17 protein-coding genes are annotated in these 24,937 nt (G+C 49.0%); 9 read left to right on the top strand and 8 right to left on the bottom strand.

Features of this window, described 5'->3' with window-relative positions; genetic code table 11:
• Positions 1-3: 3 nt before the first annotated feature.
• From lepB to BN161_RS01365, 7 genes are all read left to right on the top strand, one after another.
• Positions 4-894, top strand: a complete 891-nt coding sequence (lepB, locus tag BN161_RS01395) for a signal peptidase I (RefSeq protein ID WP_044262336.1) — start codon at positions 4-6, stop codon at positions 892-894.
• Positions 894-2,576: an O-antigen ligase family protein gene (locus tag BN161_RS01390; protein ID WP_044262335.1), complete on the top strand. Its 1,683-nt coding sequence runs from the start codon at positions 894-896 to the stop codon at positions 2,574-2,576. Before lepB ends, BN161_RS01390 begins: the two co-directional genes overlap by 1 nt.
• Positions 2,577-2,601: 25 nt before the next feature.
• Entirely contained in the window at positions 2,602-3,039 is a 438-nt protein-coding gene (locus BN161_RS01385) for a helix-turn-helix transcriptional regulator (RefSeq protein ID WP_044262406.1), read from the top strand.
• Positions 3,040-3,194: 155 nt separating this feature from the next.
• Positions 3,195-5,279, top strand: coding sequence for a sensor histidine kinase (locus tag BN161_RS01380; RefSeq protein ID WP_044262334.1), 2,085 nt, complete (start codon positions 3,195-3,197; stop codon positions 5,277-5,279).
• A 68-nt stretch (positions 5,280-5,347) separates the two neighbouring features.
• The gene (locus tag BN161_RS01375; RefSeq protein ID WP_044262333.1) at positions 5,348-6,172 is read left to right on the top strand and encodes an AAA family ATPase; all 825 of its coding nucleotides are present in this window, start codon (positions 5,348-5,350) and stop codon (positions 6,170-6,172) included.
• A 114-nt stretch (positions 6,173-6,286) separates the two neighbouring features.
• On the top strand, positions 6,287-7,285 hold the full coding sequence (locus BN161_RS01370; RefSeq protein WP_044262332.1) for a DUF4435 domain-containing protein: 999 nt from the start codon (positions 6,287-6,289) through the stop codon (positions 7,283-7,285).
• A gap of 19 nt (positions 7,286-7,304) precedes the next feature.
• Complete coding sequence (locus BN161_RS01365; RefSeq protein ID WP_044262331.1) at positions 7,305-8,564, top strand: mechanosensitive ion channel family protein; 1,260 nt, start codon at positions 7,305-7,307, stop codon at positions 8,562-8,564.
• A gap of 154 nt (positions 8,565-8,718) precedes the next feature.
• Here the strand turns inward: BN161_RS01365 and BN161_RS01360 are convergent, their stop codons facing one another.
• The gene (locus BN161_RS01360) at positions 8,719-9,894 is read right to left on the bottom strand and encodes a hypothetical protein (RefSeq protein WP_044262330.1); all 1,176 of its coding nucleotides are present in this window, start codon (positions 9,892-9,894) and stop codon (positions 8,719-8,721) included.
• 46 nt (positions 9,895-9,940) lie between these two features.
• Positions 9,941-12,646, bottom strand: a complete 2,706-nt coding sequence (locus BN161_RS01355; protein WP_209441874.1) for a TonB-dependent receptor — start codon at positions 12,644-12,646, stop codon at positions 9,941-9,943.
• Positions 12,647-13,177: 531 nt separating this feature from the next.
• On the opposite strand from BN161_RS01355, the gene BN161_RS01350 reads away from it, so the two are divergent.
• Both BN161_RS01350 and BN161_RS01345 read left to right on the top strand, forming a co-directional pair.
• On the top strand, positions 13,178-15,367 hold the full coding sequence (locus BN161_RS01350; protein WP_052356140.1) for an ATP-binding protein: 2,190 nt from the start codon (positions 13,178-13,180) through the stop codon (positions 15,365-15,367).
• Positions 15,368-15,486: 119 nt separating this feature from the next.
• The gene (locus BN161_RS01345; protein WP_044262329.1) at positions 15,487-18,276 is read left to right on the top strand and encodes a sensor histidine kinase; all 2,790 of its coding nucleotides are present in this window, start codon (positions 15,487-15,489) and stop codon (positions 18,274-18,276) included.
• Positions 18,277-18,387: 111 nt separating this feature from the next.
• On the opposite strand, the gene BN161_RS01340 is transcribed toward BN161_RS01345, so the two are convergent.
• From BN161_RS01340 to BN161_RS01315, 6 genes are all read right to left on the bottom strand, one after another.
• Positions 18,388-19,830: an NADH-quinone oxidoreductase subunit N gene (locus tag BN161_RS01340; protein WP_044262328.1), complete on the bottom strand. Its 1,443-nt coding sequence runs from the start codon at positions 19,828-19,830 to the stop codon at positions 18,388-18,390.
• A gap of 95 nt (positions 19,831-19,925) precedes the next feature.
• Positions 19,926-21,404, bottom strand: a complete 1,479-nt coding sequence (locus BN161_RS01335) for a complex I subunit 4 family protein (RefSeq protein ID WP_044262327.1) — start codon at positions 21,402-21,404, stop codon at positions 19,926-19,928.
• A gap of 48 nt (positions 21,405-21,452) precedes the next feature.
• A complete protein-coding gene (gene nuoL / locus BN161_RS01330; protein ID WP_044262326.1) occupies positions 21,453-23,384 on the bottom strand; it encodes an NADH-quinone oxidoreductase subunit L in 1,932 nt (643 codons plus the stop codon).
• A gap of 98 nt (positions 23,385-23,482) precedes the next feature.
• Positions 23,483-23,791 carry an NADH-quinone oxidoreductase subunit NuoK gene (nuoK, locus tag BN161_RS01325; RefSeq protein ID WP_007666971.1) on the bottom strand — a complete coding sequence of 103 codons (309 nt, stop codon included), beginning with the start codon at positions 23,789-23,791 and terminating at the stop codon, positions 23,483-23,485.
• Between the two features lie 12 nt (positions 23,792-23,803).
• Entirely contained in the window at positions 23,804-24,319 is a 516-nt protein-coding gene (locus BN161_RS01320) for an NADH-quinone oxidoreductase subunit J family protein (RefSeq protein ID WP_044262325.1), read from the bottom strand.
• Positions 24,320-24,420: 101 nt separating this feature from the next.
• Positions 24,421-24,909 carry a 4Fe-4S binding protein gene (locus BN161_RS01315; RefSeq protein WP_044262324.1) on the bottom strand — a complete coding sequence of 163 codons (489 nt, stop codon included), beginning with the start codon at positions 24,907-24,909 and terminating at the stop codon, positions 24,421-24,423.
• Positions 24,910-24,937: the final 28 nt, after the last annotated feature.

Genomic DNA, 24,937 nt, shown 5'->3' with positions numbered 1-24,937 from the left:
GGGATGAAGAGAAGTGCATCTTTGAAGAAAATCGTAAATAAGGGAATTGATCTTTTCCTTTGGTTCTGTGGCATTGTGGTATTGTGGCTGTTGGCGCAAGTCTTTTGTGTGACCTCGTTCCATATTCCAAGTGATTCGATGGAGCCGGCACTATTGGCTGGTGATGTGATATTGGTGGATAAACTAACGTATGGGGCAAGGCTCTTCAATGTGATGGATGCCGTTGCAGGAAAGCAAGTGGAGATAAAACGCTTGCTGGGAATGGGTGGAATGAGGAGGAATGATATAGTAGTCTTTAACTATCCTTGTCCTAAACAGTGGAAGCGGATTGAAATGGATGTGATGCAGTATTATGTGAAACGGTGTGTTGCGTTGCCGGGAGATACGTTCCGCATTGTAAACGGACGCTATAAGGTGGATGGCTATGCCGGAACACTGGGGTACGTGGATGCGCAGGACAGGTTCATGGCACTGATAAATGAACAGGCGCTTGCTGATGATGCAATCGGTGTGAGGGCATATCCCGAAGATTCTTTGATAAGATGGACGGTGAAAGAGTTTGGGCCTCTGTATATTCCCAAATCAGGTGACGCCATCCCGATGGATGGACGCACTGTTAAACTTTATGGGAATATAGTGGAGTGGGAGCGGCAAGGAAACCTCCGTCATGAAGCGGGGAATGTGTATTTGGGCGATAGCCTTATTGCTGAATATCGTTTTTTAAAAAACTATTATTTCATGGCTGGAGATAGAGCTGAAAACTCAAAAGATTCCCGTTATTGGGGGCTGTTGCCAGAAGAATATATTGTTGGAAAGGCTGTCAGGATATGGAAATCAGTGGATAAGAGGACGGATAGAGTGCGGTGGAATAGGATATTCAAAAAGATAGAATAATGATAGGATGGACACATAAAATAAGAGAGGCTACAGTTGTTTTGCTACAGTTTGTAGCTGTTTGCTCCTTGTTGAGTATGGTATGTGCGACAACTCCTGAACTGCCTGCAGGCGAAACCATCGGCCAATGGGTGTGGTTTGGAAAAGCTGTATTGGTTTCGACCGGTTGTATCACTGCTTCTTGTTTGCTACAACTTCTAGGAAAAGCTTCCTGGACAGATATTTTGTTTTTCCGGAATTTCTTTGTTCATGTGGCTTGGAGTTTGGTATTATTGGGGACTATTGAAGTCGTTTGGGGCTTGCGGCAATTATATGGATTTTCTGTTTCCGGGCATTCACGGTATGCACTGACAGGCTCTTTCTTCAACCCCGGTCCGTATGGGGGATATTTAGCGTTGATATTACCTGTTTGCCTGCATTTGTATTTACGTGCCTGTGAGTGGAAAAGCACAGATGTTCTTCATAAAATAGAAAAAGTGACGGCAGGGCTTGCCGGCATTCTCATCTTATGTGTACTACCGGCTACAATGAGCCGTTCTGCCTGGATTGCTGCTGCAATAAGCTGTGCATGGGTGGCGTATATGCATCGTGACAGACGTAAGTGGGGCGTATTGTGGCGGAGATATAAGAAACGTTACCTTACATGGGGAGTGGTCGGGCTTTTTGTTCTGATATTAGGAGGTGCTGGTATTTTCTTTTTGAAGCCTGACTCTGCTATGGGACGTCTGTTTATGTGGAAAATTACTTGTAAAGCTATCGTAGAACATCCTTGGGGATGTTATGAAGGATTTGCCTATGCCTATGGCGAAGCGCAGGAAAAATACTTTGGTAGCGGAGACTATACTGCTTGGGAAGAACGTGTGGCCGGAAGTCCGGAATATGCTTTCAATGAATATCTGGAACTGGCGTTAACAGCCGGAGTTATAATTTGTGTCATGTTCCTCTTGACTATTGGGATAGTTCTGTGGTTAGGGACAAAATGGGGGCGTTATGAAATTTGCGGAGCACTCATATCCTTGCTTGTTTTCTCTTTTTCTTCTTATCCCATGTATTTTCCGGTTTTCGTGGTAACCGGTATATGTCTGCTGTTTGCTTGTGGAGCCGGTGATGTGGGCGGAAAAATTCTTATTTGCAGCGCTTGTGCACTGATATGGGTAGTGGGGCTTAACGGTAAATGGCAACGGGAGGAAGATGCATGCCGGGGTTGGGTGTATGCGAGGATGATTTATCATCAGGGAAATTATACTGCTGCCGATGAGGCTTACCGTAAGCTCTACCCGCAGTTGGAAGAAAGGGGGGAATTCTTATTTGAATATGGGCATAGTTTGCATAAGTCCGGTCGTTATGATCAATCTAATTTGCTTCTGGAACAGGCTGTCTTATATAGTGCTGATCCAATGGTATTGAATATTATAGGTAAGAATTATCAGGAAATGCAATACTATGAAAAGGCTGAAACTTATTACCTGGCATCGGTCCGCCGGTTGCCGGGGCGGATTTATCCCTACTACCTGCTGGCAAAACTTTATGCGGAACCGGGCTATCGGAATAGGGAGAAGTTTGAGAAGATGCAACGGATTGTATTGACTAAAGAGCCGAAAGTGCATTCCACCGCTATCAGGGAAATGAGGGGCGAAGTGGAAAAGATAGGGAACGACTGGTGTAATACGAAGATTGAATAGGTTAATATGATATAACATGGTGGATATGGATACGTATAAGGATAGTTGGAATGCTTGTCTGCTGTACCGCAATAAACAGTTGACAAAACAATTGAAGGATTATCAGAAGGCTTCGGCATTAGCCGGATGTTCTTCTTCTTTGATAGTGGCAATGGGGCAGTTGCTGTGTCTTCATCAAAAACCTGCTTATGGTATAGTCAAGGATGAGGCTGAATGGAGGGATCTGTTTATCGTCATAGACTTGTTTTATGGTGGGTGCCTGTCAGAAGAATTAGTGCCATTTCGTTTAAGTGCCCAGGAGTTGAGGTTGTGTTATCTGTTACGTGCTCACTTGGATAATAGGACAATCGCGCTTCTGTTTAATATAGTTCCCCGGTCTGTATTGAAAGCAAAACAGCGCATTAAAAATAAGTTGGCATTATCAGCTACGGATAGTTTGGATAAGTATATACAACAATGCTGATTGTCACTAATATAGATATCAATTCCGCCAACGCCTACTTGCAGTGAAATCATAGAAAGACTTCTTATTACAGTTAAATACGAATAAATTTGCTCTAACCTCCAATTTATTCTATATTTGCAACTTAAGTGACAAGTTCTTCAAATTGTCCGAATATGATAAACTACTTGATAAAAATTATAACGACCCTCTGGCTCATATTCTTTTGTCTGCAAGTTAGTGTTGCTCAGGAGATTGATATTAATCAGACCAGAAAACACCTGCTGCAAACACTACAAGACAATTCCGTCGACAAACAGCAGAGGATGGAGCTGTATATTGACTTGTACGACTTGTCCGACGATGTGACAAGCAAACGTACCTATATTAACGAATCGCTGCAACTGGCCATTCAGTTGAAAAATCAGATATATATTTTTGAGACACTGGATATTCTTTGTCGCAGTTATAAAGATGAACCGGACTCTTTGCACTACTATCAGCAGATAGGAGAAGAGTGTATGGAAGGGGCTTATAAGAACTTTTATATGGCATGGCTCAAAGCTTTTCCTTCTGTTTGCAAGATGGATGAGGCGGAGAAACCTGATGAAGCTAATGAAGAAATTTCACGGTATAAACGCCACAAGGTAAATCTCTCCGATAAATCGCAGGAAGTGCAATGGGAGATGATTCTTTGTTCGGCAATGGAGTGCATCAATTACTTTTCACCGTCTGTTACGAATTTGGGAGACCGCATTATCCATTTGAAGAATATTCAACAGTTGGTCAGAGATTTACCTTTTGAGGTAAGTTATAAGTTCAATTGGTATTATCTGACTCGCATCGAGTTCATTTATCGTGCTGAAGGAAAAGCTGAAGAAGCAGCGAAGGCTGTTGAGGCTTTGGAACAAATGGAGCAACTATACGATAGCCAGTTTGAACTGCCTTTCTACAAGAGGCGTGCTTATATCCGTACCCGTAGCCGTGAAGCTTTACGTATGGGTGTTTATAGCGAAATGCTTTATTTCGTAGATGCTATAGGCAGGAAAAGAGCTGATGAAATTTATTCCCGGATGAAAGCGTACTATCAGGATAAGACTTCAGAGACAGATGAAAGATCATTCTTGGCTGCCGCTTTCCGCTATTATCTTTATACAGCACAATACGATCTTGCCATGCAGACGGTGGATGACTTGCTGGAACGGACAGATTCCACCGACACAAATGAGCGGACTGAGTTGCTGGCGAAGAAGATTAACCTGGTTACTCAATGGAAACAGCATTACAAAGAAGGATTTGACGCCTTTTGGGAATATACCAGCTTGATGGAAGATAATCATGTGGAGGAGACGAATGAACAGTTGGCTGAGATGAGGTCATTGTTTGAAGTGGACAAACTAAAGATAGAACAGGCCGAACTTCAAGCACGTTATCATCGTATCGCTCTTGCTGTGCTCATAGTCCTGCTTCTGGTTTTCTTTATCTGGGGACTTTATCAGTACTTGTTGACGAAACGGCTGAAAGCAACGAAGTGGGCACTGATTCTGTCGAATGAGAAAGTTGCTAAGGAAAGCGAACGAGCCAAAGCAAGCGACCGTATGAAGACGGAATTCCTACAGTCAATGTGTCATGAGATACGTACTCCACTCAATGCTATCTGTGGTTTCAGTACCCTGTTGCTGAATGAAGATTTGTCCCAGGAAGATAAAAAAGATTTTCCGGTTATCATTGAAAAGAACTCCAATCAATTGACTGAATTGTTCGAGGACATCCTGCAAGTATCGGACTTAAGCAGTTCGTTAGAGTTGCTTCCTATGGAACAGGTGGATATATTGTCGATTTGTGCCGGGCTTCTGGATATATGTAAGAGAAGAGCAGGAAATCCCGAAATCACCTGGTTATTTGAATCGGGATCGGACGAATGTCTTGTAAAAACGAATGCCCAATATCTGCAACGTGTTGTGGAACACCTCCTGAACAATGCTGCAAAGTTCACGGTTGCCGGTACTATTCGTATGAGCTTGGTGCATGCCGAAGGAAAAGTACGTATTATGGTGAGCGATACGGGAATCGGTGTTCCGGCTGATAAGGCCGAATATATATTCGACCGTTTCACTAAATTGGATGAATTTATGCCCGGCACCGGATTGGGGCTTTATTCCTGTCGCCTCATTGTCACTCGTCTGGGTGGTTCCATTTATCTCGATACATCTTATCGGGATGGCGCATGTTTCTGCATTGATTTGTCGGATGAGAAGTGATTTTTCTATTTCCGGGCGTGGAAATAAAAGATAATCACGTATATTTGCTTTCATTAAAAGCAAAAACTATGGAAGAACAAGCCAATTACATCAAACGTATAGAGATACACAGGTTGTGGGATCGCTTTGACATAGCTTGGGACTTACGTCCCGACGTGAATATCCTTTCCGGTATCAACGGAGTGGGGAAAACCACGATCCTCAACCGTTCCGTCCACTATCTGGAAGAACTTTCGGGGGAGATAAAGAACGGCGAGATAGAAGGCGTACGTATTACCTTCGACCGTCCGGATGCCACGTATATCCCTTACGACGTAATTCGTAGTTACGACCGCCCCTTGATTATGGGCGATTTTACCGCCCGCATGGCCGATCCGAACGTCAAATCCGAACTAGACTGGCAACTTTATCTCTTGCAACGCCGATACCTCGATTATCAGGTGAATATTGGCAACAAGATGATCGAACTCCTTTCCGGCGATGAGGAACAACGTTCACAAGCCGCTTCCTTATCCCTTCCCAAGCGGAAGTTCCAGGATCTGATGGATCAGTTATTCAGCTATACCCGCAAAATCATAGATCGCCGCAGTAATGAAATCATCTTCTATCAGGACGGTGAACGCCTGTTGCCCTATAAACTATCTTCCGGTGAAAAACAGATGCTGATTATTCTACTTACCGTGCTGGTGCGCGATAACGCCCATTGTGTTCTCTTTATGGACGAACCCGAAGCGTCCTTGCACATCGAGTGGCAACAGAAACTTATCAGCATGATACGTGAACTGAATCCCAATGTTCAATTGATACTTACTACCCATTCTCCCGCCGTCATCATGGAAGGCTGGCTGGATGCGGTGACGGAAGTTGATGAAATATCTACGGATATAAGGTGATAGGGTAATAGGATGGTAAGGTGATAAAGTGGTAATGTAATCTCACCCCATCACCCCCTGCCAACCTTATCACCTTATCACCTTATCACTTTTACCACCTTATCACTTATTATTATGGCTACTTCTTTAAAACATAATCTTACCTCTGCCTATTTCAATGCCGCCAACAAGCTTTATCCCAAGAAGGCGCGGCGTCGCATTGTGGCGTATGTGGAAAGTTACGATGATGTAGCTTTCTGGCGCACATTGTTGGCTGAGTTCGAGACAGATGAATATTATTTCCAGGTGATGCTGCCTTCGGCTACCTCTCTTGCCAAGGGTAAAAAGATGGTGCTGATGAATACGCTGAATACAACTGAATTGGGCAAGAGCCTGATAGCCTGTGTGGACAGTGACTACGACTTTCTGTTACAAGGCAAAACGAGTGTTTCACATAAGATAAACAGTAGTCCCTACATATTCCAGACGTACGCTTATGCCATCGAGAATTTCCATTGTTATGCTGAAAGCTTGCACGAAGTTTGCGTACAGGCTACATTGAACGACCGTATGCTGATTGACTTTCCTGCTTTCCTAAAGCGTTATTCGCAAATTGTCTATCCGCTCTTTCTCTGGAACGTCTGGTTCTATCGCCAACGAGATACTTATACTTTTCCGATGTATGACTTCAATGCATGCACCCGCTTGCAGGAAGTCAATGTACATCATCCCGAACGAACACTGGAACCCGTGCAGCGTGCCGTTGCCAAGAAGCTTTCCGAGATGCACAGACGTTTTCCGCGAAATATCAAGTCGGTGGAGGCTTTGGGTGTGGAACTGGAGAAGCTGGGACTGAATCCTGATACTACTTATCTCTACATACAGGGGCATCACCTCATGGATGGTGTTGTGATGAAACTTCTTATCCCCGTATGCACCGTGCTGCGTCGCGAGCGCGAACAGGAAATCAAGCGTCTGGCCGCCCACAACGAACAATTCCATAACGAACTGACCAGCTATGAGAATAGCCAGACCAACGTCAGCCTGATGTTGAAAAAGAACAGCGGATACAAGAACCTTTACTTGTATCAGTGGTTAAAAGAAGATATAAGAGACTTCCTGAACAAGTATTAATAATAATCCCCTTACTATCATGAGCATTGTACAACAAATTAACGAAGGACTTCAGACTTTAGGTTTCAGCCGGTCATTGGCCGACCAGTTAGATCAATTTATTGCATTTCTGGGAGTTCTCTTGGTGGCTTATCTGGCAGATGCTATTTGCCGGAAGATCTTGCTGAAAGTTGTTTCGCGTTTGGTAAAACAAACAAAAGCTACCTGGGATGACATTGTTTTCGACCGGAAGGTGATGGTGCACCTTAGCCGCATGGTGGCACCTATTCTTATTTACATCCTGCTTCCCTTGGCTTTTTCCGATGCGGGATCGGCGACGTTGGCGCTTATTATGCGTTTCTGCCTCATCTTTATTATTATAATGTTTCTTGGTTTTCTCAGCACTTTGCTTACTGCGGTTTATACCGTATATAGCGAGAAGGAACAGTTCCGTGACCGCCCTTTGAAGGGACTTTTGCAGACAGTGCAGGTCATCCTTTATTTTGTCGGGGGTATCATTGTTGTCAGCATACTGATTGACCGTTCACCCGGTGTATTGCTCACCGGTCTGGGAGCTTCGGCTGCCGTGTTGATGTTAGTGTTCAAGGACAGTATCATGGGCTTTGTTTCCGGTGTGCAACTTTCTGCCAACAATATGCTGAAGGTGGGAGACTGGATCACCATGCCTAAGTATGGGGCGGATGGTGACGTAATAGAAGTGTCATTGAACACGGTGAAGGTGCGCAATTTCGACAAGACCATCACTACCATTCCTCCTTACCTGCTCGTAAGTGACTCTTTCCAGAACTGGCGTGGCATGCAGGAGAGCGGTGGACGCCGCATCAAGCGTTCTATCAATATCGATATGAACAGTGTACGGTTCTGTACTCCCGAAATGTTGGCAAAGTATCGCAAGATACAGCTCTTGGCAAACTACGTTGAACAGACGGAACAAGTGATAAAGGAGTATAATGAAGAACATCATATCGACAACTCCATCCTTGTGAACGGGCGTCGCCAGACGAATCTCGGTGTCTTCCGTGCTTACCTGAATTGCTACTTGAAGAGCCATCCGGGTGTAAATCATGATATGACCTGTATGGTGCGTCAGCTTCAACCTACCGATCACGGTATACCGTTGGAACTGTATTTCTTTTCTGCAACCACATCCTGGATACCTTATGAAGACTTGCAATCTGATGTCTTCGACCATCTGTTGGCTATTATTTCCGCGTTCGATCTGCATGTGTTCCAGTCACCATCCGGAGATGATTTCCGGAAGACGATATTGAAGGACTAACCTCCTTTTAGCTATATGCGAAGAATCCTGCAAACTGATAACAATCGCAGTTTGCAGGATTCTCTTGTTATTGGAGTATTGTCAAGTTTTACAGTTTATTTATTTCTTCAATTGTCAAGCCGTGATATCAGAGATATCATTCGGTTCATCATTATTATTTCACCCAGTTGCCGCTCATCCAGCTACATTCTGCCTTGATGGCATCGAAGGAAGCGTAGGCGAGGGAAGTGTCCACCTTGTTTCCGGCTGCTGTGAAAGTGTCGTTGGTGTAGATGCTTTCTTTGCTGTCTAGTGCATTGCTGAGGGTGATGTTCGTCAGTTTGGAGGTGCCGTTTTTCAGCGCATCTTCAGTTTCCTTGCTTTCTACGGCAAGCGTCTTGCCTTTGCCGCAAACTTTGGCGTTGTCAATCTCTACCTGAGTGCCGCGACGCAGACGGATGCCTTGCTTGCTGCCGCCGTTGCCTGCCAGAATCAAGTTCTTCAGCACGGGGTGAGAAACCGGAGTGGCGGCGTAGTTGTTTTCGTTGTTGTCAGCTTCGATGAGGCAGTCGCAATCGTAACCCAAGGTTGTTGATGCTTCCTGATAAGCCACGAGGTCAGTACCCTTGCCGTTCCAGCCTTCCGTCCAGTCAAAGGAGTCGTCGCTACAGCTCACTACTACCATGTTGCTTACATTTACCGAACCGCCGAAGAACTCGAAACCGTCGTCAGAACCTTTGTAGGCCTGGCAATGGTCAACCGTGGTGCCGCTACCTACGCCGTAGAAGGAGATACCATTGGCTTCCTTTTCTTCATTGAAGGCATAGCCGGTATATTCCAGACGGATATATTGCAATGTTCCGGAGTTGTCCGCATCATCATTGCCGCCATAAGTGGCGCCGCCTATTTCAGAGCTTCCCTTGCCGCCCTCGGCATTGGTGTGGGCCTTTCCGCAGATGTGGATGCCGCCCCATGCGCCCGGTTCTTCTTTCTCGGAAGTCATGACGATGGGAGCCGAAGCTGTACCTACGGCGTTTATCTTGCCGCCTTGTTTTACGAGGATGTAGTCCACGATGTCATCATAGATGGCCGTGATTTTTACGCCGGCTTCGATGTTCAGCGTAGCGCCGTCTTCCACGATGTATTCACCGCTCAGCTTGTAAGAGTAGCCTGCTTTCAGGGTTACGTCGGAGGAGATGATTCCTTTCAGGGTGGTTCCGTCGGCAACGACGTTTCCGCTTTCATTTCCGTTTTCATTGTTGTTGTCATCGTCATCGCTGCTGCAAGCGGCGAAAGAGGTCATGGCTGCAAGAGCCAGTGCAAAGAGTTTGAATGATTTCATAATGTTCATTGTTTTGATAATACAATCTATTTTTGTTTATACCTATTGTTTCGTTCTACAGTTTGTAGTTCACTCCAATCTCGAAGTTGCTACCCTTCTTGTAGCGTTCCACTTCCACTTCCTGTCCGGTGGTGGGCACGTCTTGCTTGAAGATGACGCTGCTGTTCAGCAGGTCGTTCACTTGCAGCTTCAGGCTGAAATGCTTGTTCAGGCTGTAGCCGGCGCTGAAGTTCAGCGTGTGCTGGGTTTGTTGCTTGATGTCGCCCAATTCGGAAACGCCTACCGCATGGATGCGGCTGCCTTGCAGGTTGTAGAGCAGTGCGAGGTTCAGCTGCTTGTCCTCGCCGAAGCGGGGGGAGTAGGTGAGGTCGGCATTGGCAAGGATGGGTGATGCGCCTTGCAGCTGCCGTTCCTTGTTGGTGTAGGCGCCGCCTTCGGGCAGCTTCACGTTGGTGTACATATAGGAGGCGTTGGCGCCGAGGCGCAGGTCTTTCACCAGTTGCTTGCGGAATTCCACTTCCACGCCGCCTGCCATGCCGTTGTCGGCATTCTGGAAACTGTGCAGCGTGGCACCTCCCTGCAACGCCTGGATGCGTTCGATGGGCTTGTCGAGGTACTTGAAGTAACCGGTCACGGACAGCATGTCGCCGTTCTTGCCGAAGAGTTCGTAGCGCAGGTCGAAGTTATAGTTGTAGCCGTTCTCCAGCTCGTCGTTACCACGGACTTGCGCCGAGCCGTAGGCCTCTTGATAGAGGAACGGAGCCATCTCGATGAACGACGGGCGGGTGACGGTGCGTGAGGCGGAGAAGCGGATGCTGTTGGCATCGTTCACCGTATATTTCAGGTTCATGGTGGGGAAGAGGTCGTTCTTGCTCAGCTTGCTCTGCTTGGCATACCAGTCGCCGCCGTCGGTGGCATAGTCCACCCATTGCTTGCTTATTTCGTAGCGCACGCCGAGGTTGACGAGCAGCAGGTCTGTGGGGTAGAAGTCGGCCAGCAGATAGCCGGAGTAGATTTGGTTGCCTGCGCGGTAGCTGTCTTTGGGCTGCATCACGCGCTGCACCACGAGGTTGCCGTTGGCGATGTTCTCTTGGTTGAGGAAGCCGTCGGTGTCGTAGATGCTGCTGATGGTGGGGTTCAGCTTGTTCAGGTTGTAGTAGAAGCGGGTGGCGCTGTAGTCGCGGCTCTTGTCCTTGTAGCTGAAGCCGGCGCGCAAGAAGTTGTTTTCGCCCCACTTCCATTTCAGCGAGAGGTTGCCGTTCCATTCCTCCTCGTCCAGTGAGCCGAAGTAGCGCATGGTCTCCTGCCGGTTCAGCTTGAAGAGGCTGAGGCTGCCGTCTTCGTCTTTCACGTACATCACCTGCCGGCGGTCGGGCTCTTCACTGCCCGTCTTGCTGTACGAGCCGCCCCAAGCCAGTTCCCAGCGGTCGTTCTTGCCGAAGTAGTGCGTGCCGTTCAGCTGGTGGTTCTGCAGGCTGTAGATGTGCGTGGTGTTGTTGCTTCCGGTCAGTTCATGACCTTCGGCGTCCACGCCTTCGCGGCGCTGGTAGGTGTCGATGGCGTTGCGGGCATAGAAGAAGGTGTAGCCCAGACGGTCGTGCTTGCGCAGCGTATATCCCACGTAGCCCAATGCGGCGAGCTTCAGCTCGTTGGCGTAGCTGTCGTAGGAGAAGTCGTCCTGCACGTTTCCCGTGGCTTCCAATGTCTTGTAGAAGGCGTTGTCCATGTTCTGATACCCGTTTCCGGCACTGGCGGAGACGAGGATGCTCAGGGTTTGGTTACCGATGCCGATGTTCTTGCCGAAGCCGAGGTTGCCGCTGAAGTCGGGCAGTGAGCTTTTCTTCTGTGTGGCAAAGGAGGTGTCGAAGATGTTCCTGGTGGTGACGTAGTGGTCGAACTCCGTCAGGCTCATGCCGAGGGCCGCCTGGTCCACGGAGGGGCTCTTGAAGAGCGATCCGGCGCGGTCCATCTGGTAGCGGTCCTTGCCGAGCGTGTTGAACGCTCCGCCTACGTTGAGGCCGATGTTGAAGAAGTCTTCGGTTATGTTCTCTTTGGTATTGATGTCGATGTGCGCGCCGCTGTAGTCGGCGAAGGCGGAGGCGTCATAGACCTTGCTCACGGTGATGTTCTGCACGGTGGAGGCGGGGAAGAGGTCGAGCGGAATCAGCTTGTTGTCCGGGTTGGGCGAGGCGATGGGCAGCCCGTTCAGCGTGGTGGTGCTGTAGCGGTCGCCCAGTCCGCGTACAATCAGCTGTCCGGCGCCGGCGATGGAGATGCCCGTAATCTTCTTTACGCCTTCCTGCACGTTGCTGATGCCTTTGATGCCCATCTCCTTGGAACCGAGGTTCTCGATGGCGAGGGTGGCTTGCCGGCGTTCCATCTGCAGGGCGCGTTCGTTCTCCAGGTTCTTCTTGGCAACGACGGACACTTCGCCCAGGGCTTGCGCGTCGCTTTCCATCTCGAAGTTCAGCAGGGTTTCGCCTTTCACCCTTACGGTGGTCAGGGCGATGTCCTTGTAGCCTACGTATTTCACGGTCAGCGTGTAGGTGCCGTTCTTCAGGTCGAGGGAGTAGTTGCCGTCGATGTCTGCCACGGCGCCTTGCGCAGTTCCTGCCACTTGCACGGTGGCTCCGGTCAGCGGCTCGCGGGTCTGCTTGTCGGTGATGGTTCCTTTGATGGTGCCTGCCAGGGCAGCCATGGTGGAGAGGGTTAGGAATAAAATAAGGAAGAAGATTCTTCCTAAGTCAAGTTTCATACTCATCTTTATATGCGTTTCTTAATTCGCTGCAAAGATGAGGCGTTTGTATTACGGAGGAAATACATAAGTCGTACATTCCGGTGTCTTTTCAGTTACAAGGAGGTTACGGCTTCTGCTCCGGAGATATAGGACAATGATGATGGGCAGGATTGCGGATAAATGAGACTTTAGAGCGCGCTCTTAACATACGGCATCCGTATACGGTAATATACGGCACCCGTATAAGGTCTGATACGGCACCCGTATAAAGTCTGATACGGCACCCGTATAAGGTCTGATACGGCACCCGTATAAAGTCTGATACGGCACCCGTATAAGGTCACATACGGCACCCGTCTTGTCATCCTGAGTGCGGAGACTCTCAAGAACATTTACGAAGTTATTGTTTATGTGTTGCCAAAATGCCTGTGTATCAAAATATTTCAGGTAGAAGTCATTGCATTTACAGCTTTTTTATTCTATTTTTGCGTGTCCGTTGGGCACACACGTTTATCAGAACAAGCAAAAGATGAAGAAGCAGTTGTGGTTAGAAGATTGATACATATCGTACTCTTGCTGTGCATGGGGGCTTTCCCTCTCCTTGCCCAGCATAACATCTACAAGATAGACGACGAGCTTTTCGCCTACCAGCAGAAGTGCGTGAAGGTGGTGCGCCAGAAACAGGCGCTCGCCATGGCTGACACCCTCTTCCGGTGGGCGGCGCGGAAGGACGACAGCAAGGCGCAATGCCTCGCCCTGCATCTGAAGGTGGACCATTACTACAGCAACGACGACCTGCCCGCGCTGAAAGATGCCGTCCGGCAGCTGAGGGACTTCGCCGTGAAGACGCCCCACCAGCAGTACGTCTTCAGCGGATGGAACCGGCTGATTACCTTCTATCTGAGGAAGATGAAATCCGTGGAAGCCTTGGCCGAGGTGCAGCTCTATCAGGCAGAGGCCGTGCGCCTGGACAACCCCTACGGGCTTGCCTATGCCTACCGCCATTATGGAAACGTCTACAGGCTGATGCGTAATAACAAGGCTGCCCTGAACTACTACCGGCTGGCGGCGGAGGTCTTGGAGAAACAGGGGAACAAAGGCGAGCTTTCTGCCATGTATCAGGCGATGGGAGATATCAGCATTGCTCTCGGCGACGATGAAACTGCCGAGCAGTATCTGAAGAAAGCCCTGGACACTGCGCCCGGAGGACAGAGGAAGATGTTGCCCATTCTCTATCTGGCACGGTTCTATAGTAAGAAAGGCGACGTGAAAGAAGCAGGCAGATACCTGCAGATGCATGACAGCTTGAGAAAAGAATACCCTATCTGGGGCGGTACGGCCTCCATTTATGCAGGCATCAAGACCAACTACTATCGGCTGGCCGGAGATTATGCCCGTGCAAGGATCTGTCTGGACTCCATCCCTGAGACAGATACTTATTACAGTGCCCGATATCAGCTGGAGGCGGCGACGGGCAATTACCGGGAGGCCTACCGATGGCTTCTGAAGTGGGACTCGCTGAAAGCGAAGCAGAACAGCGATGAACTGAACAACATGTTGACCGAATACGCCACCCGCTTCGACAACACCCGCCTCGAAGCCGAAAAGAACCGCCTTGCCTTGCAAAACAGCGAGATGCGCCTCCGCCAGCTGGCCGACGAGCGCAGCCTGATGGAGGCCGACAAGGAGCGCGACCGCCTGAACCTGCAGGCCGCCGAACTGAAACTCAAGAACTCCGACCTCGCCCTGAAGCAGCAACAGTCCGACTTGGAGCGCAACCGCACGGAAGTCCTCCGCCAGAAGGAGCGTGCCGCCGCCGCCGAGGAGCGCGAACGGATGCAGAGCACCATCACCTCCGTGCTCATCATCTTCTCCGGCAGCCTGATTGTCTTCATCTTCATCTACACCATGCAGCGCCGCAAGAGCATCGTCCGCCTGCAGAAGGAGCGCAACATCGCCCTGCGTGCCCGCAACGAGGCCGAAGAACTGCGCTTTGCCGCCGACCGCGCCCGCATGGAGGCCGACCGTGCCCGCGAGGCTGCCGAGTATGCCAACCAGCAGAAGTCCGTCTTCCTGCAGAACATGAGTCATGAGATACGCACGCCCCTCAACGCCATCGTGGGCTTCAGCGACGTGGTGAATTCCGAAGAAGACCTGGGACTGACGCCGGAGGAGCGCCGCGAATACCTCAACCTCATCCACGTGAACACCGATTTGCTGTCCACGCTCGTGAACGACGTGCTGGACCTTTCGAAGCTGGAAAGCGGCACTTACACGCTGACCCTCGCCTCCGTGGCAGTGGGCGAACTGTGCCGCGGAACGCTCCGGAGCATCGCCTCGCGCGTGGTTCCCGGCGTGGAGCTGAAGCTGGACGAGCCTGCCGGCACCGCCTCCACCCTCACCCTGCAGACCGATGCCGTACGCCTGCAGCAGGTGCTGACCAACTTCCTGACCAATGCCTGCAAATATACCGAGCGGGGCAGCATCACGCTGAAATATCGTCCGCTGGAGGATGGCGGCGTCGAGTTCTCCGTCACCGACACCGGCAGCGGCATTCCTGCCGACAAGGCGGAGACCGTCTTCGAACGCTTCGAGAAGCTGAACAACTTCAAGCAGGGCACGGGGCTGGGATTGAGCATCTGCCGCCGCATCGCCGAGCTGGTGGGCGGACGGGTGTATGTCGATACGGCATACCAAGCGGGAGCACGCTTCGTGTTCGTGCATCCCGAGTTAAAGAAGTCTTAGGCTATCGGCTTACTCATTACTTGCTGTGCCCGCTACTCTTTTTTGTTGCCGGGAATGAGGACAAATTCCAGAAGTAAACATTATCTTTGCATTATCTCGAACTTTAATGCGTAATTGATATGAGTGTTGTCCCCTCACAAGAATCCGAACGTTTTCGTCGCCTCTCCACTATCGGACAAATAGGATGGTGGGAAGCTGACTTTGCTACCCGGGAGTATCTTTGCTCCGAGTATATATGCAATTTGCTTGGTATGAAGGGGGATACTCTGGCCTTCCGTGAATTCGGGATGTGTATACGCGAGGATTATCGTGAACGCATCAGTCGTGAATTTCTTTCAATAGAAGAAATAGAGGTATACGAACAGATCTTTCCCATCTATGCCGCACGCGGTGTGGTTTGGATTCGTTCCCGCTTAGGAGAGAAATGGGTAACTGAAGACGGGCATTTAAAGGCTTTTGGCATCCTTCAGGTAATCGGGGTTCCGGAGAATACGGAGGCCGAAAACACCCTGAAGCAATTCAACGCTTTATTGTTCCGGCAACATGCCGTATCAAATTCCCTGCGTAATTTCTTGAAAGACAAATGCCTGGATGAAGTTATCCCGAAAGTGCTGAGGGATGTCCTTGAACTCTTCCATGGAGGGCGCGTATATATCATTGAATACGGCGGGGAGCGCCCCGCCGCTCAGAGCTGTACGTATGAAGTGTTCGCTACGGGAGTAGCCCCGGAGATCGATTTCCCGCAAGATGCCGATACGCGGGGAATGGAATGGTGGAATGGCCGGATAATGGCGGATAAACCTATCTTATTGAACTCTTTGGCGGAATTGCCCGAAGAGGCCGGACCGGAACGCCGGATATTGTCGGCGCGAGGCACCAAGTCGCTGATGGCGATCCCTTTGCGGAATACTGAACGCATTTGGGGATATATAGGCATTGACCTGGTGGAAAAGGAGCATAGATGGAATAATGAAGATTATCAGTGGTTCTCTTCCCTTGCCAATATTATCAGTATATGTATCAACCTGCGCCGTGCCAGGGATGAGGCGGAGCGTGAGCGTTCTTTCTTGCGTAACTTGTACAAGTATATGCCTATGGGGTATATACGCCTTTCTGTCATGTTTGATGGGGAGGGGTGTCCGGCGGATTATCTCATTACGGACGCGAACCAGTTCAGTTCTGATTTATGCGGCATGCCTCTTGAGAGGTATAAAGACCGTTTGGCTTCAGAGATTTATTCGAAAACAAAGATGGCTGAGAAGATGAGGGTCTTGTCCGAGATACACAATAGGAATACGTACAGGGAGCAGGACGAGTACTTTGAACTTACCGGTAAAACTTGCCATTGCGTTATTTATTCTCCTGATCCAGAGGAATTGGTCTGCCTATATATGGATGTTACGGAGATGCGGAAGACCTATATGGCACTGGATCACAGTGAGAAGCTTTTGCGCAATCTCTTCTCCAATATTCCGGTAGGTGTGGAAATCTATGATAAAGATGGCTGCCTGATTGACCTCAACAATAAGGATCTGGAAATATTTGGAATTGCCGGTAAGAAGGATGTGCTTGGCGTGAATTTCTACGAGAACCCCAATGTGCCGATAGATATACGTGAACGGATGCGGGTTGAGGATGAACTCGATTTTTCGCAGGATTATGAATTTGCCGGCATACGGGGATACTATGGATCGGGAAAGAAGGGGAAAATCGAGCTTTATACCAAGATTAGCAAGATATATGATACCAAAGGTAATTGTAGCGGCTTTGTACTGATCAACATTGATAATACGGAGCGGCTTAGTTCTATCAGCCGTATTCATGATTTTGAAAACTTCTTCTTATTGATATCTGACTACGCCAAAGTGGGGTATGCCAAATTAAATCTGCTCACCCGGGAAGGATATGCCATTAAGCAATGGTTCAAAAATATGGGTGAAGATGAGAACGTGCAGTTGGCTGAGGTTGTCGGCGCCTATGATAAGATGCATCCGGAAGACAGGACCCGTGTACTGGGCTTCCTTGAAAAGGCTAAAAAGGGAGAAGCGACAAGTTTCAAGAGTGAAGTACGTGTGCTGAGGCTCGGAACATTGAGTAAATGGAACTGGGTGCGCATGAATGTAGTGCTCAACCGTTATGATCCGGCGAATGGCCTGATTGAGGTAATCGGTGTCAATTACGATATCACCGAGTTGAAGGAGACGGAAAAGAAGCTGATTGAAGCCAAGGAGAAAGCTGAAGAGGCAGATCGGCTGAAAAGTGCATTCCTAGCGAATATGAGTCATGAGATACGTACACCGCTGAATGCCATTGTCGGCTTTTCAAGCTTACTGGTAGAGGCGGAGGATCCGGAGGAAAAGCGGGAATACGCTAAAATGGTAGAGGAGAATAATGAACTGTTGCTCCAACTGATTTCAGATATTCTGGACCTGTCGAAGATAGAGGCGGGGACTTTTGACTTCAAATTCAGGGATTTCGACATGAATACTTTGTGCGGGGATATTGCGCGCTCCATGCGGCTGAGGGTGAAGCCGGGAGTGGAACTTATCTTTGAACCGGCCTTGCCGCAATGCATCATAGTCAATGATCCTAACCGCTTACACCAGGTGGTCTCCAACTTTGTAAATAATGCCATTAAGTTCACTACCACAGGCAACATCCGGATCGGATATGATAAGCCGGATGAAAAGCATTTACGGGTATATGTGACAGACACTGGTATTGGCATTGCTCCCGAAGCTTGTCGCAAGGTATTCGACCGCTTCATCAAACTGAACTCTTTTGTGCAGGGCACAGGGCTGGGGCTTTCCATCAGCAAGAGCATCATCGAGCAATTGGGAGGTAAGATTGGTGTGGATAGTGAGCTGGGCAAAGGCTCAACATTCTGGTTTATCTTACCGCTGGAATAATTCAGCTACGAGCCACAAAAGTTACGAGCTACGAGCTACAAGCTACGAGTGCCTTGCGGTGTGATAGCGCGGCCACTCGTAGCTTGTAGCTTTGTAGCTCGTAGCTTGTAACTAATTCAGTCCGAACGAGAACTTGTCGATGGATTGATAAACCACGCTCGCAAGGCTCAATACAATAATACCGAGCGTACAGATGATAAGGCTTGCACGCGTATAATTATCGCTGCGGAAAGTGGCGATAGGCTCATCACTCTTGTTGATATACATGGACTTCACAATCTTCAGATAGTAATAGAGTGAAATAATCGTATTTGCCAATGCGATGAACACCAGCAGATGGAAACCACCCTGGAAAGCTGCCGCGAAGATAAAGAACTTCGAGAAGAAGCCTGCGAACGGAGGAATACCTGCCAGTGAGAACAGGGCGAGCGTCATAAGGAATGCCAGTTTTGGATTGGTACTGTACAGTCCGTTATACTCTTCAAGAGTGAAGCGATGGGCGCGCAGGGCGATGATCGTAATCACTGCAAATACAGAGAGGTTGGCGAACATGTAAATAAGTACATAATACACCAATGATGCCATACCCTGCCCTGTTCCGGCAATCACACCCAACATGATGTATCCTGCCTGCGAGATACTGGAAAATGCCATCAATCGTTTCAGGTTTTCCTGGTGTAGGGCGAAAAGGTTGGCAAGGGTGATAGAAGCTATGATAACCCAATAAAGAACTTCCTGCCATTGATCCACCATCGGGGCGAATGTCTTGATAAGGATAGTCATTAATACGAAAGCTGCCGATCCTTTAGAAATCACACTCAAATAAGCGGTTACTACGCTCGGGGCACCTTCGTACACGTCTGCCGTCCAGAGGTGGAAAGGAACAAGGGAAAGCTTGAACCCCATGCCGGAGAAGAAAAAGACAAATGCCATTATTTGCAGGGCGTTGCCGTCCAGGTGGGCTGGGATATCATCGAAATAGAGAGTGCCTACCGTTCCGTAAATAAGCGAGATGCCATAAAGCAACAGTCCGCTGGAGAAAAGTGCGGTGAGGATGTATTTGGCACCGGCTTCGGCAGAGTGATGGCGGTACTTGTCGAAAGCAACCAATGCAGCCATCGGGATACTTGCTGTTTCCAGTCCGATGAAGAACATCAGGAAGTGTCCTGCGGAAATCATGAAGTACATACCCAGCAACGTGCAGAGTGTCAGCATATAGAATTCACCTTGTTTGATGATGGTGTCCGGCAGCTTCAGCCACTCGTGTGCCATCAGGAAAACAATCAGCGTACCTACGCTGAGGATGGACTTCACGATGCTTTGTATCGGGGCGTTATGGTACATGCCACCGAAAGCATCGGCAGCCGGACCGGGGATGATGGTAATTAACGTGTGTATCGTGAGCAACACGACGGGCAGCATGGTATTGAGCCGTGGGTTACCGTCCTTCTTATGAGCGTCAGGGCTCATGAAGAGGTCGGCCACGAAGAGAATCACGATGACAGCTATCAGCGAAAGCTCTTCTTTGAGAATAAGGAATTGGGAATAATCCATATCTATTAAATTAATAATTAAGAATTAAGAATGAAGAATTTGGCTGTGCTATGATGCCGTGCGATAATTCTTCATTCTTCATTATTAGTTCTTCATTAAAATGCGCTGACTACCGGTAGCACACTGTCTCCGATCATATTGCTGATCCATAACGGAGCAAGACCGAGACCTGCAACGCAGACGATGAGAATAATCACGGCAGTGCGCTCATCCCAGGTGGCGTCAGTCAGTGCCAGATGGTGCTTGTTGGTGCAAGTACCATACAATATTTTGCCAACCAGCCGGAGGATATAGACTGCGGTAATCACGATACTGGTACAGGCAATGATTGTCCACGTACGGTGGAAAACATCCGCATGCTGGAAAGCACCGTTGAAGATGGTCATCTCGGCAACGAAACCGCTGAGTCCCGGAAGTCCGAGATTGGCAAGTCCGGCAATGACGTAACAGACAGCAAGGAAAGGCATGATTTTCATCAATCCCGAAAGCTCACGTACGTCGCGTGTGTGGGTACGACCGTATATCATACCGATGAGGGCAAAGAACAGGGCAGTCATCAATCCGTGGCTGAGCATTTGTAGGACAGCACCGGTACAAGCCGTTTGGTTCATCATCAGGATGGCGAAGAGTACAAGGCCGCAGTGAGATACGGAAGAGTAGGCATTAATATATTTCAAATCTGTCTGTACACAAGCCGAGAAGGCACCGTAGACAACGGAGATACCCGTCAGTATCAGGAATATCCAGCCGAGTTCCTGAGCAGCTTCAGGCATCAGATACATGGCGATACGGAAACAACCGTAACCACCAAGTTTCATCAGTACACCTGCATGGAGCATACTTACGGCAGTAGGCGCCGAAGCGTGACCGTCGGGGCTCCATGTGTGGAACGGGAACAATGCACCGAGTACACCGAAACCGAGGAAGGTAAGCGGGAACCAAATGCGTTGCTGTTCGATAGGAATATTATGCAATTGGGCAATTTCCAGCAGGTTCATACTGGTGGCACCGGAACCGAAATAGATACCCAGAATGCCAATAAGCAGGAATGCGGAACCACCCATCAACATCAGTGTCAGTTTCATGGCAGAGTATTCCTTACGTCCTGATCCCCATACACCGATAAGCAGGTACATCGGAATCAGTGCTACTTCATAGAACATGAACATGGTGAACAGGTCCGTAGAAATGAAGAAGCCGAACACACCCAGAGAGAGCAGGGTGAACCAAAGGAAATATTCTTTCGTCAACGGTTGCAGGCGCCAGGAGGCGAAAGTACCGGTGAAGACTATGATGGCAGAGAGCAGCAGCATGGCTACTGAAATGCCGTCTACTCCCACGGAGTAGTGTATGTTGAGTGCCGGATACCAGGGTACATCCGCGCGGAAGAGCATTTCGGCTGTGTCTCCGGCGGCACGCGCTTGCAGATAAGCAGTGGTTAGGCCTACGGCGGCCAACACTAATGCCGATGCACCTGTCACCATCACCGTGCGTATCTGCTTGATGTTGCGACTCAGCCAGAGACCAAGTAACATCAACAGGGGGATGAGAACAAAAATACTTAATATGTTCATCTTTATATTTACGATTTAACGATTTACTATTTACGATTGAAATATCTCTTATAGCAGCAATAACAATATCAACGCCAGCGTACCCAACAGGAATACGTAAGTGTACTGTTGAATTTGTCCACTTTGCAGACCGCGTATCTCATCACTGGTGGCATTGGCACTCCAGGCAAGGAAGTTGAAGAAACCGTCTACTACGTGGCGGTCGAACCAGGCGATGGGGCGGGAGATGCAACCAAAGATTATTTTGTGAGTTACGAACTGGTACACTTCATCGATATAGAAGCGATGATATGCAGCTGTCCATAATCCGCGGAAACGACGGGCAAGGGCATTGGCAACGGGTTGCTTTGCCCGTGCGTACATGGCTGTGGCAATTGCGATGGAGATGACAGCTATAGCAATGCTGGTACCTGCCACCGCCCAGTCGAGATGTATTTCGTAGGCTGTACCGTTGGAAGAGATGAATTTACCGAAGGGGATGAAACCGGCTCCGATAGTAACAACGGCAAGAAACATCAGCGGGATAGTCATAGCCAGCGGGCTTTCGTGGAGGTGAGGCACTTCAGCCAAGTTTCCGTGCGGCGTGTGGCTCTCATCGCTCGGCGACTCTTGCCGGGGCGCTGCGCCCCCCCAGAAGATGCCGTAATAGAGGCGGAACATATAGAATGCCGTCATAGCGGCAATTGCTGTCATAATCCAACCCATAGCAGGACTGAACTGGAAGCATGCAGTCAGTATTTCGTCTTTAGAGAAGAATCCGGAGAACGGAGGGATACCTGCGATGGCTAGACATGCAATCAGGAATGTGATATGTGTTACAGGCATATATTTACGTAACCCACCCATGGCGGACATTTCATTGCTGTGTACCGCATGGATAATGCTACCTGCGCCGAGGAAGAGCAATGCCTTGAACATAGCGTGCGTGAACAGGTGGAACATGCCGGCCATATAGCCCAGACCGCCATGATGCGGATCAGCGGAAGTACAAACTCCCAGCGCCACCATCATAAAGCCAATCTGTGAGATCGTGGAGAATGCTAGCACACGCTTGATGTCACTTTGCACACAAGCTACCGAAGCGGCATAGAATGCAGTGAACGCTCCGATGTAAGCTACCAGGTGCAGTACGTCGGGTGCATAACCGATGAACAGCGGGAACATTCGCGCCACAAGATAAACTCCGGCTACTACCATCGTTGCTGCATGGATCAATGCGCTGACGGGTGTCGGGCCTTCCATCGCATCCGGCAGCCAGATGTGCAACGGGAACATGGCACTCTTTCCGGCACCACCGATAAACATAAGTCCTAGTGCCAGAGGTATCATTGTCGCACCGCCTTTCAGCAATGCCATTTCACCGGGCTGGAAGGTGTAAGTTCCGGCATAATAACCGTAAATAAGGATACCGATCAGGAAACCCAGGTCGGCAAAACGGGTAACGATGAACGCTTTCTTGCTTGCAGCGACAGCAGACGGTTTCGTATAGTAGAAACCGATGAGCAAGTAAGACGAAACACCCACCAACTCCCAGAACAGATACATCTGGAAGATATTGGTAGCCACCACCAGACCCAACATGGACATGGTGAAGAGACTGAGGAATGCATAATAACGTTGGAATCCGCGCTCACCTTTCATGTAGCCGAAAGAGTAGACATGTACCATCAGCGACACGGTAGAGATGACGATGAGCATCATTACTGAAATAGGATCGAGCAGGATACCTAGGTCAATGCTCAGCGTCTCGGTGAAAGGCAGCCACGTCACATTATAAGGCATAAGTGTGGCGAAAGTGCCGTCCGCCAGACGCGGAGCGGAGAAATACTGCCAGGCAGTGGCGTAGCTCAATACGGCTACCACAGCCAATACCGTGGTACCGATGATGCCTGCCGTCCGGTGCGTCATCCATTTGCCGCCAATCCCCAACGTGAGGAAGGAGAGCAAGGGGAGGAGCAGGATTAGAATTGTATATTCCATATATACTTCATTTTATCAGTTATTATTTTTATTATCTATATCAAGCGTACTATGCAGGGTGCGTGCGCTGACCTATGCAGGGTGTGTGCATAGTAAGGCTACCACTTCATTTCGTCCAGTTTACCGACTTGGATGCTTCGTATATTACGGTAGATGTTGATCATAATCGCGATAGCTACTGCCGTTTCGGCTGCCGAGATGGCAATGGAGAACAGGGCAAAGAAATACCCTTCCAGTCCGTCGGGGAAAAGGAAACGGTTGAATACTGCGAAGTTGATATCCGTAGCATTCAGTATCAACTCGATGCTGATAAGTATCGCCAGTGTGTTGCGGCGGGTGAAGAACCCGTAGATACCGGCGAAAAACATGATAGCCGAAACTATCAGATAATATTCCATGTGAATCATAATCAATTGTTTTTAGCGTTTACGTGCAATCACCAACCCACCTACGATACATGCCAGCAACAGAATGCTGACTGCCTCGAAGGGAAGCAGATAACCGAATTTGTCACTACTCAGCATAGAGTGTCCGATAGTCTTGATGTTGATTTCCAGCGGTACAAGATCGGTAGTAACGAGGAATTTATGTTTCAACGTAATGAATACTACGATGATGGCACCACCTACGGTTGCGCCCAGACCGGCCAACAGTTTGCTACGTTTCAACTTGTCGGTAGTACGGTCTCCTTCGCCACTGGTCAGCAGGATGGAGAAGACGTAGAGCACAACAATACCGCCGGCATAAACCATGATTTGTACCGAGCCCAGAAATGTGTAGCCCAGCAGGAAGTAGATGCCTGCCGTGCCGAAAAGCGTGAACAGCAGATACGTTGCCGAGCGTACCATGTGGCGTGTAGTCACAGTGAGAATGGAACACACGCTGATGAACACTGCCAGAAAGTAGAATACTACGGTTTCAAGGGTTATTTCCATATTCTTTTTACTTTATTATTCTTGATTCTATCTTAATTCTCCTCCTCCCGGGAGGTTGCTCTCCCCCGATAACGGGGGAGGTCGGAGGGGGGGGAATTGAGTCACTCCGGTTTCTTTTTCTCTTCTACATGACTGCCCGGATGGTTCAACGTCTTCACCAGCTTTGTACGGTCGAACACCGCATGCTCAAAGTCTGTAGTAAACGTAATCGCATCGTGCGGACAAGCAGTGACACAAAGTTGGCAGAACATGCACGAACCGAGGTCGTATTCATACTTTGCCAATATCTTCTTTTTCTTGCCGTCCCCAGTCTCTATCATTTCACTTGTCACCTTGATGGTATCGTTGGGACATGCTATCTGGCACAGTCCGCACGCTACGCAATGGTGTTCGTTCCGGTCATTGTGCGGCATGGTCAGCGTACCGCGGAAACGGTCGAACATCTCCAGCGTCGCACGGTTCTCCGGGTATTGCTCCGTCACCTTCCGGCGGCAGAAGACGGTCATGGTAGTTTTCATACCCGTCAGCAAGGAGCCGATGCCGTGCACAAGTCCGCCCAAATAACTGTATGTTTCGTTCTTATCTTTCATAATCTCTTAATATTTAATTTTACCGAAG

Source organism: Bacteroides timonensis, from assembly GCF_000513195.1.
GTDB lineage: Bacteria > Bacteroidota > Bacteroidia > Bacteroidales > Bacteroidaceae > Bacteroides > Bacteroides timonensis.
This window is presented reverse-complemented; position numbering and strand designations above follow the sequence as displayed.